Consider the following 14,643-nt stretch of genomic DNA (forward strand, 5'->3'; position numbering starts at 1 on the left):
GGGGCGCACCGCGCCGCGGGCCGGCCGCGCGGCACATGTGCATAACCGGATTATGCCGTTGTTCCGGATAAGATTGTCACGCGCGGCGAGCGCTGCGCCAGCGCCCACGCCACGTGCTCGCGCACGAGCGCCGACGGGTCGTCGCGCCGCGCTTCGAGCGCCCGCCCGATCTCGGCCGCGCCCGCCCCGTCGCCGAGCGCGGCGAGCGCATTGCCCAGCGCGACGGCGATATTGCGCAGCCAGCGCTCGAAGCCGATGCGGTGGATCGCGCTGCCGGCGAGGCGCTGGTGGAAATCGGCCTCGCTCCAGGCGAAGAGCTCGACGAGCGATGCGGCGTCGAGGCCGTTGCGCACGGCAAAATCGCCTTCGCCGGTCAGCTGGGCGTAGCGGTTCCACGGGCAGACGATCTGGCAGTCGTCGCAGCCGTAGACGCGATTGCCGATCAGCGGCCGCAGGTCCTCGGGGATAGAACCATGGTGCTCGATCGTGAGGTACGAGATGCAGCGGCGGGCGTCGAGCGCATACGGCCCGACGATGGCGCCGGTCGGGCACGCGGCGATGCAGCGGGTGCACGAGCCGCAGTGCTCGGTGACCGCCGCGTCGACCGGCAGCGGCAGGTCGGTGTAGATCTCGCCCAGGAAAAAGTACGAGCCCGCCTGGCGGTTGAGGAGCAGCGTGTGCTTGCCGCGCCAGCCCACGCCCGCTTTGCGCGCGAGCTCCACCTCCATCACCGGCGCGCTGTCGGTGAACGCGCGGTAGCTGAAAGGCCCGATCGCGTCGGAGATGCGGTCCGCCAGCCGCTGCAGGCGGCGGCGCATGACCTTGTGATAATCGCGTCCCACCGCGTAGCGCGACACGTACGCGGCGTCGGGTCTGCCGAGCACGTCAGCCGCCGGACGCGCCTCGGGCAGGTAATTCATGCGCACCGAGATGACGCGCAGCGTTCCCGGGACGAGCTCGGCCGGCCTCGCCCGCTTCGCGCCGTGGCGCGCCATATAATCCATGTCGCCGTGCCAGCCGCGCTCGAGCCATTCGAGGAGCCGCGGCTCGGCGCTCGCAAGATCGCAATCGGCGATTCCGACCTGCTGGAACCCGAGCTCTGCACCCCAATGCTTGATATCGAGCGCCAGCGCCGCGAAATCGGGCGATGCGGCGCATCCTCGCTCAACTGCTGCCATAGCCGCGCATCTTAACCCGTTGAAGAACCCATTCCTCGCCGACGAGGCCGCCACGATCGCGCTCGGGACGGCGCTCGGGCGCGCGCTCGAACCCGGTCTGGTCGTCCATCTCAGCGGCGACCTCGGCGCGGGCAAGACGACACTTGCACGCGGCGTGCTGCGGGGCCTCGGCTACCGTGGCAGAGTGCGCAGTCCCACCTTCACGCTGGTTGAAGTTTATGAATTTTCTAGGTTAAACTTCTATCACTTTGATTTTTATCGGTTCAGCGATCCGGACGAGCTGGACGAGGCGGGTTTCCGCGAGTATTTCGACTCGCGCTCGGTCTGCTTCGTGGAATGGCCCGAAAAAGCAGCGGGGCTGCCGCCCCCGGATTTACATATCGCGCTGCGCATGACGGGCACCGGCAGGACCGCCGAGCTGACGTCGCATTCGGAGGTTGGCAAGCTTTGTCTGACCCGTCTCGAAGAGGAGGCTCGTTAGCCGCCGCGCGATCGCTGGCGTTGCGCGTCGCTTTCTATTTCGCCGCCGGCGTCCTGATCGCGTTTTCCGGTCCGGCCGCAGCGCAGGTCAAGTTCAGCGCGGCGCGCGTCTGGCCCGCCGCCGACTACACCCGCATCACCCTCGAATCGCCGCAGGCGGTCCAGCACAAGGTCTTCAGCCTCGACAATCCCGACCGGCTCGTCGTCGATCTCGAAGGCGTCGACATCACGTCCGCGCTGACGGGCCTCGCCGCGGCGATCGGCGACAAGGATCCGTACGTCAAGTCGGTGCGCGTCGGGCGCTTCAAGCCGGGCACGATCCGCCTCGTGTTCGATCTGAAAGCGACGGTGAAGCCGCAGGTCTTCTCGCTCGCCCCCGTCGGCCAGTACAGCCATCGGCTGGTGCTCGACCTCTACCCGCTCGTTCCGCCCGATCCGCTGATCGCGTTCCTCGACCGCTACCAGTCGCAGAAGGACGGCGCGGCGCCGTCCGGCGATGCCGCGCCCGCGCGTCCCGACAGCGTGGCGACGCGGATGGACACCGAGCTGCCGTCCGAGCCGCCGGTGACGCCGGCCGGCGCGCCGGTGCCGGCGATCGCCGCGCCGCACCCGGCGCGCAAGGGCCGGCCGGCCTCCACGCGCCTCCTCATCGTCTCGATCGACGCCGGCCACGGCGGCGAAGACCCGGGCGCGCGCGGCCCGCGCGGTACGCACGAGAAGGACGTGACCCTCGCCATCGCCAAGAAGCTCAAGGAGCGCATCGACCGCGAGCCGAACATGCGCGGCGTGCTCACGCGCGACGGCGACTTCTTCATCCCGCTGCACCACCGCGTCGAGAAGGCGCGGCGCGTCAACGCCGACCTCTTCGTGTCGATACACGCGGATGCGTTCACCCGATCCGAGGCCCGCGGCTCGTCGGTGTTCGCGCTGTCCGAGCGCGGCGCGACGTCGGCCGCGGCGCGCTGGCTCGCCAAGCGCGAGAACGAGGCCGATCTCATCGGCGGCGTGAACCTCGACGTGAAAGACCGCTATCTCAAGCAGACGCTGCTCGATCTGTCGCAGACCGCGACGATCAACGACAGCCTGAAGCTCGCCAAGGCGGTGCTCTCGGAGCTCGGGGAGATCAACACCCTGCACAAGAGCTCGGTCGAACAGGCGGGCTTCGCGGTGCTGAAAGCGCCCGACATCCCGTCGATCCTGGTCGAGACCGCGTTCATCACCAATCACGAGGAAGAAAGACGCCTGACGAGCGACGCCTACCAGGCGAAGCTGGCCGAGGCGGTGTTCCAGGGGATCAAGCGGTATTTCGCGAAGAACCCGCCGCTGTCACGCGAGACGATCGCGACGCGCTAGCGCACGAAAGCGCGGATCGTCATTCCCGCGACGGCGGGAATCCATTTTGACTTCTGCGACTTCGAAAATGGATTCCCGATCACTCCCGCTATTGCGGGTCGGGAATGACGGGCGCTACGCAGCCGCTTTGAGATCGACGAGAACCTCGTCGAGCATCTTCTTCGCATCGCCGAAGAGCATGCGGTTGTTCTCCTTGTAGAAGAGCGGATTGTCGACGCCGGCGTAGCCCGAAGCCATGCTGCGCTTCATGACGACCGACGTCTTCGCGTTCCACACTTCCAGCACCGGCATGCCGGCGATCGGGCTCGACGGGTCTTCCTGCGCGGCCGGATTCACGATGTCGTTCGCGCCGATGACCATCGCCACGTCGGTCTCGGGGAAGTCCTCGTTGATCTCCTCCATCTCCATCACGATGTCGTACGGCACTTTCGCTTCGGCGAGCAGCACGTTCATGTGACCGGGCATGCGCCCCGCCACCGGATGGATGCCGAAGCGCACGTTGACGCCCTTGTCGCGCAGATACTTGGTGATCTCGAACACCGTGTGCTGCGCCTGCGCCACCGCCATGCCGTAGCCCGGCACGATGATCACGTTCTTCGCGTCGCGCAACAGGCCCGCGGTGTCCGACGCGCTGATCGGCACCACCTCACCCTGCGGCTCGCCGCTCGCTGCCGCGGCCGGCTTGCCGCCTTCGGTGCCGAAACCGCCCGCGATGACGCTGACGAAGTTGCGGTTCATCGCGCGGCACATGATGTACGAGAGGATCGCGCCGCTCGAGCCCACCAGCGCGCCGGTGACGATCAGCAGATCGTTGCTCAGCATGAAGCCGGTCGCCGCCGCCGCCCACCCGGAGTAGCTGTTCAGCATCGACACCACCACCGGCATGTCCGCACCGCCGATCGCCATCACCATGTGGATGCCGAACAAGAGCGCGATCGCCGTCATCACCGCGAGCGGCATCAGGCCCGCCTCGATCGACGGCGCATGGATGAACTGACCGCCCATCCAGATCACCGCCAGCAGACCGGTCAGGTTGATCCAGTGCCGACCCGGCAGCAGCACCGGCTTGCCGCTGATCTTGGCCGAGAGCTTGCCGAACGCGATCAGCGAGCCCGAGAACGTGATCGCGCCGATGAGGATGCCGATATAGATCTCGATCTCGTGGATCGTCTTCTCCGCGCCCTGGTAATGCCCGGTCGCGGCAGGGTCGACGTAGTTGGCGTAGCCGACGAGCACCGCCGCGAGGCCGACCAGGCTGTGCATCAGCGCGACGAGCTCGGGCATCTGCGTCATCTTGACCGTGCGCGCGGCGTAAAGACCGATGCACGCGCCGACGGCCATCGCGCCCGCGATCCACGCATAACCGTCGCCGCTGACGAGCGGCTGTCCCGCGGGCGTGCGCCCGAACACCGTCGCGAGCACGGCGATCGTCATGCCGATCATGCCGTAGAGGTTGCCGCGCCGCGAGCTCTCGGGGTTCGAGAGCCCGCCGAGGCTCAGGATGAAGAGGATGATGGCGCCGAGATACGCGACCGTTGCAAGCGTGGATGACATCGCGTATCCCCTACTTCCTGAACATCGCCAGCATGCGCTGGGTGACGGCGAAACCGCCGAACATGTTGATCGCGACGAGCGCGATCGAAACCACCGCAAGACCGATGATCCATCCGGTCGGACGATCGGGCGTGTCCGGTATCGGCGGCGCGACCTGCACCAGTGCCCCGATCGCGATGATGCTGCTGATCGCGTTGGTCACGCTCATGAGCGGGGTGTGCAGCGCCGGCGTCACGTTCCAGATCACCATGTAGCCGACGAAACACGCCAGCACGAACACCGTGAAGTGCCCGATGAACGCCGCCGGCGCGGTCGCGCCGATGAAGGCGAAGAGCACCGCGGCGACCAGGAACGTGATGGCCGTGGCCTTGCCGGAAGCGGGGGCGCCCGCGCCGTGGCCGTGGCCTTTGGGCGCTGCCGGCACGGCGGCTTTGGCCGCGGGCGGCTTGGGCGGCGCGGCCGAGAGCTTGGGCGCAGGCGGCGGCCATGTCACCTCGCCTTGCCTGATGACCGTGGTGCCGCGGATCACCTCGTCGTCCATGTTGACGACGATCCGGCCGTCCTTCGCCTTGCACAGCTCTTCGGTCAGGCGCAGCAGGTTGGTCGCGTAGAGCGTGCTCGACTGCCTCGCAAGCCGGCTCGGCAGATCGGTGTAGCCGATGATGGTCACGCCGTGGCGCACGACGACCTGCCCCGGCTCGGTCAGCTCGCAGTTGCCGCCCTGCTCGGCCGCGAGATCGACGATGACGCTGCCGGGTTTCATCGACTGCACCATCTCGGCGGTGATCAGCCTGGGCGCGGGCTTGCCGGGGATGAGCGCGGTGGTGATGATGACGTCGACCTCCTTCGCCTGCCTGGCGAAGGTCTCGCGCTGCGCTTTCTGGAAGCCTTCGCTCATGACCTTGGCGTAACCGCCGACGCCCGAGCCTTCTTCCTCGTATTCGACGGGCACGAACTCCCCGCCCAGCGACGTGATCTGGTCCGCGACTTCGGGACGGGTGTCGTTGGCGCGCACGATCGCGCCCAGGCCCGAGGCCGCGCCGATCGCCGCCAGACCCGCAACGCCGGCGCCGATGATGAACACTTTCGCCGGCGGCACCTTGCCCGCGGCGGTGATCTGGCCGGTGAAGAAGCGGCCGAAGTGATGCGCCGCTTCGATGACCGCGCGGTAACCGGCGATGTTCGCCATCGAGGAGAGCGCGTCGAGCTTTTGCGCGCGCGAGATGCGCGGCACGCTGTCCATCGCGAGCACGGTCGCTTTTTTCGCAGCGAGCGACTGCATGAGATCGGGGTTCTGCGCGGGCCAGATGAACGAGACGAGCGTCTGCCCCTCGCGCATGAGCGGCACCTCGGCCGGCGTGGGCGCGCGCACCTTGAACACGATGTCGGCGGAGGACCACACGCCCGCGGCGTCCGGCGCGATCGTGGCACCCGCGGCGCGGTAGGTGTCGTCGCTGAAGTTCGCCGCGTCGCCCGCGCCGGACTGCACGATCACGCGAAAACCCAGCTTGATCAGCTTCTCGACGACTTCGGGAACGGTGGCGACGCGTTTCTCTCCCGCCGCGGTCTCCGCGGGCACCCCTATCAGCTCGGCCATGCTTCCTCTTCTGTTTCTTGCGGGCGAGTCGGATTATAGAATTTATAATTCGGCATGCCGACGACCAAAATCAAAGTCCTGTCCGACCTCCTCGTGAACCAGATCGCGGCGGGAGAAGTCGTGGATCGTCCCGCTTCCGCGCTGAAGGAGCTGCTCGAGAACAGCCTCGACTCGGGCGCGCACGACATTTCGGTGCAGCTCGCCGCCGGCGGCGCGAGCCTGATCAAGGTGAGCGACGACGGTTGCGGAATCGCGAAAGACGATCTGCCGCTCGCGCTCGCGCGCCATGCCACCAGCAAGATCGCGTCGCTCGAAGACCTCGAGCGCGTGGCGAGCCTGGGCTTTCGGGGTGAGGCGCTCGCGAGCATCGCATCCGTATCGCGCCTTACGCTCGTCTCGCGCCGTGCCGAAGACCGGCACGCATGGTCGGTCGTCACCGAGGGCCCGCGCAGCGAAGCGCCCACGCCCGCGACGTTGGGCGCAGGAACGACCGTCGAAGTGCGCGACCTCTACTTCAACACCCCGGCGCGGCGCAAGTTCCTCAAGACCGAAGCCACCGAATACGCGCACTGCGAGGAAGCTTTCAAGCGCACCGCGTTGTCGCGTGCGGACGCCGCTTTTTCGCTCCAGCACAACGGCCGCGTGCGCTGGCACGTGAAACCCCAGTCATTGCGCGAGCGCATCGTGGCGGTGCTCGGTCAGGACTTCGCCGGCGACGCGCTGCCGGTCGACGAGGTTTCCGGGCCGGTGCGGCTCACCGGTCTGGTCGGCTCGCCGGCGAGCGCGGGCGCGACGCGCGAAGCGCAGTACGTGTACGTCAACGGACGCTTCGTGCGCGACCGCCTCCTCGCACACGCGATACGCCAGGCCTACCAGGACGTGCTGCACCACGAGCGCTTCCCCTCGTACGCGCTCTATCTCGAGCTCGATCCGGCGGCGGTCGACGTCAACGTGCACCCGACCAAGACCGAGGTGCGCTTCCGCGATTCGCGCGCGATCCACCAGTTCGTGTTCCACGCGGTGAGCAAGGCGCTGGCGCGCAGCGTCGCGCCTCACGCACTCGGCGCGGACGCAGCGCGGCCGGCGGCGATCGAAGCGCCTTCGTACATGGGTTTCGCTTACGCGCCGGAGACACCGCCCGCTTACACGCAGCAGCAGCCGATGCCGCTCGCCGCGCGCGACGCGGGGTCGTTCTACGAGACGCTCTTCGGGCGCCCGCCGGCCGCTGCGCCGGCGGAGGCGCCTGCGCAGACCGACATGCCCCTCGGCTCCGCGATCGCACAGCTCGCAGGAATCTACGTGCTCGCGCAGAACGCGCAGGGTCTGGTGATCGTCGACATGCATGCCGCGCATGAGCGGATCATGTACGAGAAGCTCAAGGACGCGCTCGACGCCGACCGCATCCCGATGCAGCCGCTGCTGGTCCCCGTGGTGTTCAACGCGGCGGGAATCGAGGTCGCGGCCGCGGAAGAGCATCGCGACGTGCTCTCGCAGATCGGCTTCGAGATCGCGCCTTCGTCGCCCGGGACGCTCGTGGTGCGCGCCGTGCCGGTGATGCTGCAGGACGCCGACGCGCGCGAGCTCGCGCGCGACGTGCTGCGCGAGCTCGCGGAATTCGGCGCGAGCCGGGTGCTCACCGAACGCCGCAACGAGCTCCTCGGCACGATGGCCTGTCACGCCGCGGTGCGCGCGAACCGCCGCCTGACGATCCCGGAGATGGACGCGCTGCTGCGCGACATGGAGCGTACCGAGCGCTCGGGCCAGTGCAATCACGGCCGTCCGACGTGGCACCAGATCAGCCTGGGCGATCTCGACAAGCTCTTCCTGCGAGGACGCTGACGCGTTGGCCGCAGCAAAACATCCTCCCGCGATCCTCCTGATGGGCCCCACCGCGAGCGGCAAGACCGCGGTGGCGCTCGAGCTCGCGCGTGCGCTCCCCGTCGAGGTCGTCAGCGTCGATTCGGCGCTCGTCTACAAGGACATGAACATCGGGACGGCCAAGCCCGATCGCGCGACGCTCGAAGCCTTTCCGCACCACCTCGTCGACGTCATCGAGCCGCACGAATCGTATTCGGCAGCGCGCTTTCGCGACGATGCGCTCGCGATCATGCGCGAGATCGACGAGCGCGGACACATCCCGCTGCTCGTCGGCGGCACGATGCTGTACTTCAAGGCGCTGGTCGAAGGACTGAACGAGCTGCCCGAAGCCGACCCGATGATCCGGCTCGTCATCGACACGATGGCCGAAGAGGGCGGCCCCGGCGCGGTCTACAGGCGTTTGAAGGAAGTCGACCCGCAGACCGCCGTGCGCCTCAACCCCGGCGACACTCAGCGCATCCAGCGCGCGCTCGAGATCTATCTCATCACCGGCAAGACGATGGCGGAGCTGCTCGCCAAGCCGCGCTACGTCTACTTCCCGTACACGCCGATCAAGATCGCGCTCGTGCCCGAGGACCGCGCGGTGCTGCACGAGCGCATCGAGCGCCGTTTCGAGCAGATGCTCGGGGACGGTCTGCTCGACGAGGTCGCGCGCCTGCGCGACGAATACGGGCTCGACTCGTCGCTGCCGTCGATGCGCTGCGTCGGCTACCGCCAGGCGCTGCAGTTCTTGAACGGCGACATCGACCGCGAAGAGCTGCTTGCGCAAGGCGTCGCGGCGACGCGCCAGCTCGCCAAGCGCCAGCTCACGTGGCTGCGCGCGATGACCGATGTGAAGTTCTTCGGCAGCAACTCAGGCGATCTCGCGCAGCAGGTTCTCGACTACGTACGGCGAGAGCTGGAACGTCAAAATGGATCCCCGCTTTCGCGGGGATGACGATCTGACGGTTACTGCTGCGTGCGCTTGACCTCGGTCTCCGCCGAGCCGCGCGCGAAGGTCACCTTCAGCGTCTCCCCTGCCTCGACCTGAGACGCGTCGTGCACGATCGCGCCCGCGGCGGTGGTCGCGATGCTGTAGCCGCGCTCGAGCACCAGCTCGGGGTTGAGGTGCGTGAGATGCGATTCGATCGCCGAGAGCCTCGCGCCCAGTCCGTCGATGCGCACGCGCGCCGACTCGCGCAGCCTGCGGGCGAGGTCCGCGCGGTGACGCTCGCACGCTTCGACATCCGGCCTCGATGCGCGCAGCTCGCGCGCAAGCCCGCGCAACGTCCACACCTGCCCTTCGGCGCAGCGCTTCCACGCGCCGCACAGCCGGTTCGCGAGATGCGTCAGGTGCTGGCGCTGGTTGCGGATGCGGTCTCCCGGGTGCACGAGACACTTCGAGAGATAGTCGAGCTTCTGCATGCGGTTCTCGAGACCGCGCGTGACGAGGCGCGAAATGCGCACGTAACGCTGCTCGAGCGCGCGGCACAGCTCGGCGCGGTCGGGACAGGCGAGCTCGGCGGCGGCGGTCGGCGTGGGCGCGCGCACATCGGCGACGAAGTCGGCGATCGTGAAATCGGTCTCGTGACCGACGCCGGAGATCACCGGAATCGCGCACGCATGGATCGTCCGCGCGAGCGCTTCGTCGTTGTACGCCCACAGGTCTTCGATGCTGCCCCCGCCCCGGCACACGATGAGAACGTCGACCTCGGCGCGCGCGTCCGCCTTCGCGATCGTGCGCGCGATCCTCGCCGCGGCGCCTTCGCCCTGCACCGGGGTCGGATAGATGACGATCGGTATGCTCGGCATGCGCCGCTTCAGCGTCGTCAGCACGTCGCGCAGCGCGGCGGCCTGCGGTGAAGTGACGATGCCGATCGCGCGCGGATGCCGCGGAAGCTCCCGCTTCGCGGCCGTGTCGAACAGGCCTTCCTGCGCGAGCTTGCGCTTCAGGAGCTCGTAGCGCTCGTAGAGCGCACCCAGCCCCGCGCGCCGCATCGTCTCGACGTTGAGCTGGAACTTGCCGCGCGCTTCGTACAGCGTCGGGCACGCGCGGACTTCGACCTGCGCGCCGTTCGTCGGCTGCCAGCCGATGAGCGCCGCTTTCGTCCTGAACATCACGCAGTCGACCTGCGCGGCTTCGTCCTTCAGCGTGAAGTAGCAGTGGCCCGAGTCGTAGCGCTTCCAGTTCGAGATCTCGCCGGCGACCCACAGGAGAGGCATGTGGCGCTCGACGAGCTCGCGCGCGCGGGCGTTCAGTTGCGAGACGGTGAGCACGCGCGGCGGCGTCGGCGTGGGGTCAGCCTCGAACAAAGGGCTTGACGACGGTAAAAATGACAACTCTGAATTCCGATCCGGAAAAAAATACCCAATGATTCAAGGCTTCAGCCGAGGCTTGATTTCGAGTCCGCCATGTGGTTCATCCACAGCCGTCACAAAACCTGAACACTCGCTTTCACGCGCAGAGGGAAATGCCCCGGGAAACGCCATAAGCTGCTGATATTACGCAATAAAAACTCGGGTTCAAAATTTAATCGCCGCAGGAAATTCCCTGACCGACGGACCACTTACGCCGAGTTTTTACAGACTGCCCACAATGTTATCCACAATTCGTGTGGACAACCTAAAAAGTGTTGTCGTGGAAACGGCTTGCGTCATCTTTATCAAGCAAAACTGGAGCTTCCCTTGCTCATTGGGCTTAGCCCGATTAAAGTGACGCCGACTTTTCCGGAGCGAGCGCGTGTTTTCGATCATACAAGCGGCCGGCTGGCCGATCTGGCCCTTGATTCTGTGTTCCGTCATCGCCCTCGCCATCATCGGGGAGCGCACCTGGTCGCTGCGGCGCAGCCTCGTCACTCCGAAGAACCTCCTCGAGCGCGTGCTCCAGGAATACCGGCAGAACGGCGTCAGTCCCGAGATGGTCAATCGTCTCGCGGCCGAGTCTCCCGAAGGCCAGGTTTTCGCGGCGGCCCTGCGCAACGTCGGCAGCGAGACCGCGATCGCGAAGGAAGCGATCGAGGAATCGAGCGGCGCGGTCTCGATCGAGCTCGAACGGTTCCTCACGACGCTCGGCACCATCGCCGCGATCGGACCGCTCCTCGGCCTCTTCGGCACGGTCATCGGCATGATCGAGATCTTCGGCTCGCAGACGCCGCAGGGCGGCAATCCGCTCGTGCTCGCGCACGGCATCTCGATCGCGCTTTATAACACGGCGTTCGGCCTCGTCGTCGCGGTGCCGAGCATGGTGTTCTACCGCTACTTCCGCGCGAAAGTCGACGCGATGCTCGTCGACATCGAGCTGCACGCGATCAAGCTGGTCGAAGTCGTCCACGGCGAACGCAAGGCATGAGACTCAGGACGCGCGCTCAGCGCGAAGAGCCGGAGATCAACTTCATCCCGTTGATCGACGTCCTGCTCGTCATCCTGATCTTCCTCATGGTGACGACGACGTACTCGCGCTTCGCGGAGCTGCAGATCAACCTGCCGACGGCCGAGTCGAACAAGCCGCCGGAGCGCCTCGACCAGATCGACGTGTCGGTCGACGCCAAAGGCAACTACGCGGTGAACAAGAACGTGCTCAAGGGCGCCAATCGCGACACGATCGTACAGGCGCTCAAGAGCGCCGCCGGGGGCATGAAAGACCCGGTCATCGTGATCAACGCCGACGCCGACGCTTCGCACCAGTCGGTGATCCGCGTGATGGAAGCCGCGCAGACCGCGGGTTACGGCAAGATCACGTTCACCACGCAATCCACTTCGAAATAGAGAAGAGACAGGAAAGAGGAGAACGGTTACGGCTGACCGACGCGCCTTCCCCTTTCTCCTCTCTCTTCTCTCCTCTCCCGCCTCGTGCGCCACTGGCAGCGCGTCACACCGCTCAGCGCGGCCCTCTATCCCGTAAGCCTCGTGTTCGGCGCGGTCGCAGCGCTGCGCCGCGCCCTGTATGCGAACGGCATCCTGCGCTCGCAACGGGTGGGAGCACCGGTCGTGGTCGTCGGCAACATCTACGTCGGCGGCACGGGAAAGACGCCGCTCGTGCTGTGGCTCGCGCGCTTCCTCGCGGCGCACGGCCGCCGTCCGGGCATCGTGAGCCGCGGCTACGGGGGCAGCGCCGGGCATCCGTCCGAGGTGCGCAGCGACGCCGATCCTGCGCGTGTCGGTGACGAGCCGCTGCTGCTCGCGCGCCGCAGCGGCTGCCCGGTATGGACCGGCCGCGATCGCGTGGCGGCGGCGCGAGCGCTGCTCGCCGCCCACCCCGCATGCGATGTGGTCATCAGCGACGACGGCCTACAGCATTACCGCCTGGCGCGCGAGGTCGAGATCGCGGTGATCGACGGTGCACGGCGACTGGGCAACGGCCTTCTTCTTCCCGCGGGGCCTTTGCGGGAGCCCGCTTCGCGTCTCGAGACGGTCGACGCGGTGGTCGTCAACGGAGAATCGATGAAGCTCGTCGGATCGCGCTTTCACAACCTGCGCGACCCGCAACGCACCGCGAGCGCCGAGGACTTCCGCGGCAAGCGGGTCGTCGCCGTCGCCGGCATCGGCCATCCGCCGCGTTTCTTCGCTCATCTGAAGCGACTCGGCATCGAGTTCGAGCCGCGCGCCTTCCCCGATCATCACGCATACAAACCGCTGGACATCGCGTTCGAAGGCGCCGATGCCGTCGTGATGACCGAGAAGGATGCGGTAAAATGCGCGGCGTTCGCATCCGACAAACACTGGATGCTGCCCGTCGAAGCGGAGCTCGACGCACGACTCGGCGAGCTCGTGCTGAGCAAAATCAGGAGCGCCCCCAAACCATGAATCCGCGACTGCTCGACATCCTCGTCTGCCCGCTCTGCAAAGGTCCCCTGCTCTACCGCAAGGCGCAGAGCGAGTTCGTCTGCAAGCCGTGCCGTCTCGGATATCCGATCCGCGACGACATCCCGGTGATGCTCGAAGACGAGGCGAGAAAACTTCCTCCGAACGAGGAAGTTTAGTGTTGAGTGTTTAGTTGAGCCGTGGTCGGCTTGAGCACTCCGCTCGTGGCGCAAGGGGTCTAACTAAACACTCAACACTCAACACTTGAAATTCACTGTCGTCATCCCCGCCCGCTACGCCTCTTCGCGTTTGCCGGGCAAGCCGCTCGCCGACATCGGCGGCAAGCCCATGGTGGTGCGCGTCGCCGAGCGTGCGGCGAGGAGCGGCGCGAGCGCGGTCGTCGTCGCCACCGATCACGAGGCGATCGCGGCCGCAGTCGAGCGCCACGGCTTCGAAGCGGTGATGACCCGCAAGGACCACGCGACCGGTACCGACCGTCTGGCGGAGGTCGTCGCGAAGCGCGGCATGGGCGCGCGGTCCATCGTCGTCAACGTACAGGGCGACGAGCCGCTGATCGCGCCCGCCCTCATCCGGCGGGTCGCGGAGAACCTGAGCGCGCAGCGCACCGCGCAGATCGCCACCGCGTGCCATCCGATCCGCGACGCGGCGGAGCTGACGAATCCGAACGTCGTGAAGGTCGTGCTGGACGACGCCGGACTCGCGCTCTACTTCAGCCGCGCGCCCATACCGTACGCGCGCGACGCGTATGCGGCCGGGATAAAGGCCGTGCCGTCCGGCCTTCCGGTGTACCGCCATCTCGGCATCTATGCATACCGCGCCGCGTTTCTGCGCGACTTCAGGAAGCTCCAGCCCGCGGCGATCGAGCGCTTCGAAGCGCTCGAGCAACTGCGTGCGCTCGCGCACGGCTATCGCATCAGCGTCGCGATCGCCCGCACCGCGCCGCATCCGGGCGTCGACACGCCCGAGGATCTCGCGCGCGTGCAGAAAGCGTTCGCAGCGGCCGGTCGCGCATCGCCGCGACGCTGATTCCGGGCGCCCGCCGCTTCGCGTGTCCGGGCGAAAACAGCTATAATTCACCGGTTTGCCGACGGCAACCCACCTCGCACCACCGCTCATGCGCATACTCTTGCTCGGCCAGCCGGGTGCCGGAAAAGGCACCCAGGCGCAGTACCTCATCGCCAAGTACGGCATCCCGCAGATCTCGACCGGAGACATGCTGCGCGCCGCGATCAATTCCGGCTCCGACCTCGGCCGGCAGGCGAAAGGCTACATGGATCGCGGCGAGCTCGTTCCGGACTCGCTCGTCATCCAGCTCGTGCAGGCGCGCGTGAACGAGCCCGACGTCGCGAAAGGCTTCATCTTCGACGGCTTCCCCCGCAACATCTCGCAGGCCGAAGCGCTCAAGCAGGCGGGTGTCGACCTCGACGTGGTCGTCGACTTCCAGGTGCCGGACGCAGAGATCCTCAAGCGCATGAGCGGCCGCCGCGTGCATCCGGGCTCGGGCCGCACCTACCACATCGATTTCAATCCGCCGAAAGTCGCCGGCGTGGACGACGTTACCGGCGAGCCTCTGGTACAGCGCGCCGACGACAACGAGATCACGGTCAGGAAGCGCATCGAGACCTACCACGAACAGACCGAACCGCTCGTCCAGTATTATGTGGACTGGGCGAAGAACGGCGACGCGCGCGCACCGCGCTACGTTGCGATCAACGGCCTCGGCGCCGTCGAAGCGGTGCGCGACCAGATCTTCGCGGCGCTCGATTCGGTGCCGCCGCGGGGCCGATAAACCAGCACAGTTCA

General features: G+C 67.0%; 14 protein-coding genes. 10 read left to right on the forward strand and 4 right to left on the reverse strand.

From position 1 onward, the window contains the following. Positions 1 to 50: 50 nt before the first annotated feature. Positions 51 to 1,178, reverse strand: coding sequence for a tRNA epoxyqueuosine(34) reductase QueG (queG, locus tag VHP37_00465; protein ID HEX2824788.1), 1,128 nt, complete (start codon positions 1,176 to 1,178; stop codon positions 51 to 53). A gap of 19 nt (positions 1,179 to 1,197) precedes the next feature. Here queG and tsaE point away from each other — a divergent pair, with 19 nt between their 5' ends. After that, positions 1,198 to 1,659 carry a tRNA (adenosine(37)-N6)-threonylcarbamoyltransferase complex ATPase subunit type 1 TsaE gene (gene tsaE, locus VHP37_00470; GenBank protein ID HEX2824789.1) on the forward strand — a complete coding sequence of 154 codons (462 nt, stop codon included), beginning with the start codon at positions 1,198 to 1,200 and terminating at the stop codon, positions 1,657 to 1,659. A gap of 20 nt (positions 1,660 to 1,679) precedes the next feature. Beyond that, positions 1,680 to 3,011, forward strand: coding sequence for an N-acetylmuramoyl-L-alanine amidase (locus VHP37_00475; protein ID HEX2824790.1), 1,332 nt, complete (start codon positions 1,680 to 1,682; stop codon positions 3,009 to 3,011). Positions 3,012 to 3,125: 114 nt separating this feature from the next. Here VHP37_00475 and pntB read toward each other — a convergent pair whose 3' ends face one another. After that, positions 3,126 to 4,565 (reverse strand): Re/Si-specific NAD(P)(+) transhydrogenase subunit beta, encoded by a 1,440-nt coding sequence (pntB, locus tag VHP37_00480; GenBank protein HEX2824791.1) that lies wholly within the window; start codon positions 4,563 to 4,565, stop codon positions 3,126 to 3,128. 10 nt (positions 4,566 to 4,575) lie between these two features. Further along, a complete protein-coding gene (locus VHP37_00485) occupies positions 4,576 to 6,162 on the reverse strand; it encodes a Re/Si-specific NAD(P)(+) transhydrogenase subunit alpha (GenBank protein HEX2824792.1) in 1,587 nt (528 codons plus the stop codon). A gap of 54 nt (positions 6,163 to 6,216) precedes the next feature. Between VHP37_00485 and mutL the strand changes: the two genes are divergently transcribed. Beyond that, the gene (mutL, locus tag VHP37_00490; GenBank protein ID HEX2824793.1) at positions 6,217 to 8,001 is read left to right on the forward strand and encodes a DNA mismatch repair endonuclease MutL; all 1,785 of its coding nucleotides are present in this window, start codon (positions 6,217 to 6,219) and stop codon (positions 7,999 to 8,001) included. Between the two features lie 4 nt (positions 8,002 to 8,005). Continuing rightward, complete coding sequence (gene miaA / locus VHP37_00495) at positions 8,006 to 8,977, forward strand: tRNA (adenosine(37)-N6)-dimethylallyltransferase MiaA (GenBank protein HEX2824794.1); 972 nt, start codon at positions 8,006 to 8,008, stop codon at positions 8,975 to 8,977. A gap of 11 nt (positions 8,978 to 8,988) precedes the next feature. Here miaA and xseA read toward each other — a convergent pair whose 3' ends face one another. Beyond that, positions 8,989 to 10,332: an exodeoxyribonuclease VII large subunit gene (xseA, locus tag VHP37_00500; GenBank protein HEX2824795.1), complete on the reverse strand. Its 1,344-nt coding sequence runs from the start codon at positions 10,330 to 10,332 to the stop codon at positions 8,989 to 8,991. A 469-nt stretch (positions 10,333 to 10,801) separates the two neighbouring features. Here xseA and VHP37_00505 point away from each other — a divergent pair, with 469 nt between their 5' ends. From VHP37_00505 to adk, 6 genes are all read left to right on the forward strand, one after another. Continuing rightward, a complete protein-coding gene (locus VHP37_00505) occupies positions 10,802 to 11,368 on the forward strand; it encodes a MotA/TolQ/ExbB proton channel family protein (protein ID HEX2824796.1) in 567 nt (188 codons plus the stop codon). After that, on the forward strand, positions 11,365 to 11,784 hold the full coding sequence (locus VHP37_00510; protein ID HEX2824797.1) for a biopolymer transporter ExbD: 420 nt from the start codon (positions 11,365 to 11,367) through the stop codon (positions 11,782 to 11,784). The genes VHP37_00505 and VHP37_00510 overlap by 4 nt, the downstream gene beginning before the upstream one ends. Positions 11,785 to 11,868: 84 nt before the next feature. Next, entirely contained in the window at positions 11,869 to 12,822 is a 954-nt protein-coding gene (gene lpxK / locus VHP37_00515) for a tetraacyldisaccharide 4'-kinase (GenBank protein HEX2824798.1), read from the forward strand. Beyond that, positions 12,819 to 12,998: a Trm112 family protein gene (locus VHP37_00520; protein ID HEX2824799.1), complete on the forward strand. Its 180-nt coding sequence runs from the start codon at positions 12,819 to 12,821 to the stop codon at positions 12,996 to 12,998. Before lpxK ends, VHP37_00520 begins: the two co-directional genes overlap by 4 nt. A gap of 85 nt (positions 12,999 to 13,083) precedes the next feature. Next, the gene (gene kdsB, locus VHP37_00525) at positions 13,084 to 13,866 is read left to right on the forward strand and encodes a 3-deoxy-manno-octulosonate cytidylyltransferase (protein HEX2824800.1); all 783 of its coding nucleotides are present in this window, start codon (positions 13,084 to 13,086) and stop codon (positions 13,864 to 13,866) included. An 88-nt stretch (positions 13,867 to 13,954) separates the two neighbouring features. Further along, positions 13,955 to 14,629 carry an adenylate kinase gene (gene adk / locus VHP37_00530; GenBank protein ID HEX2824801.1) on the forward strand — a complete coding sequence of 225 codons (675 nt, stop codon included), beginning with the start codon at positions 13,955 to 13,957 and terminating at the stop codon, positions 14,627 to 14,629. Positions 14,630 to 14,643 lie beyond the last annotated feature (14 nt).

The sequence above is a fragment of the Burkholderiales bacterium genome (assembly GCA_036262035.1).
Classification (GTDB): domain Bacteria; phylum Pseudomonadota; class Gammaproteobacteria; order Burkholderiales; family SG8-41; genus JAQGMV01.

What these genes read in the sequence shown, in the direction of transcription:
- VHP37_00510 (HEX2824797.1), top strand. Translation starts at nt 11,365, where the DNA reads ATGAGACTCAGGACGCGCGCTCAGCGCGAAGAGCCGGAGATCAACTTC.
- mutL (HEX2824793.1), top strand. Translation starts at nt 6,217, where the DNA reads ATGCCGACGACCAAAATCAAAGTCCTGTCCGACCTCCTCGTGAACCAG.
- VHP37_00485 (HEX2824792.1), bottom strand. Translation starts at nt 6,162, where the DNA reads ATGGCCGAGCTGATAGGGGTGCCCGCGGAGACCGCGGCGGGAGAGAAA.
- adk (HEX2824801.1), top strand. Translation starts at nt 13,955, where the DNA reads ATGCGCATACTCTTGCTCGGCCAGCCGGGTGCCGGAAAAGGCACCCAG.
- queG (HEX2824788.1), bottom strand. Translation starts at nt 1,178, where the DNA reads ATGGCAGCAGTTGAGCGAGGATGCGCCGCATCGCCCGATTTCGCGGCG.
- pntB (HEX2824791.1), bottom strand. Translation starts at nt 4,565, where the DNA reads ATGTCATCCACGCTTGCAACGGTCGCGTATCTCGGCGCCATCATCCTC.
- VHP37_00520 (HEX2824799.1), top strand. Translation starts at nt 12,819, where the DNA reads ATGAATCCGCGACTGCTCGACATCCTCGTCTGCCCGCTCTGCAAAGGT.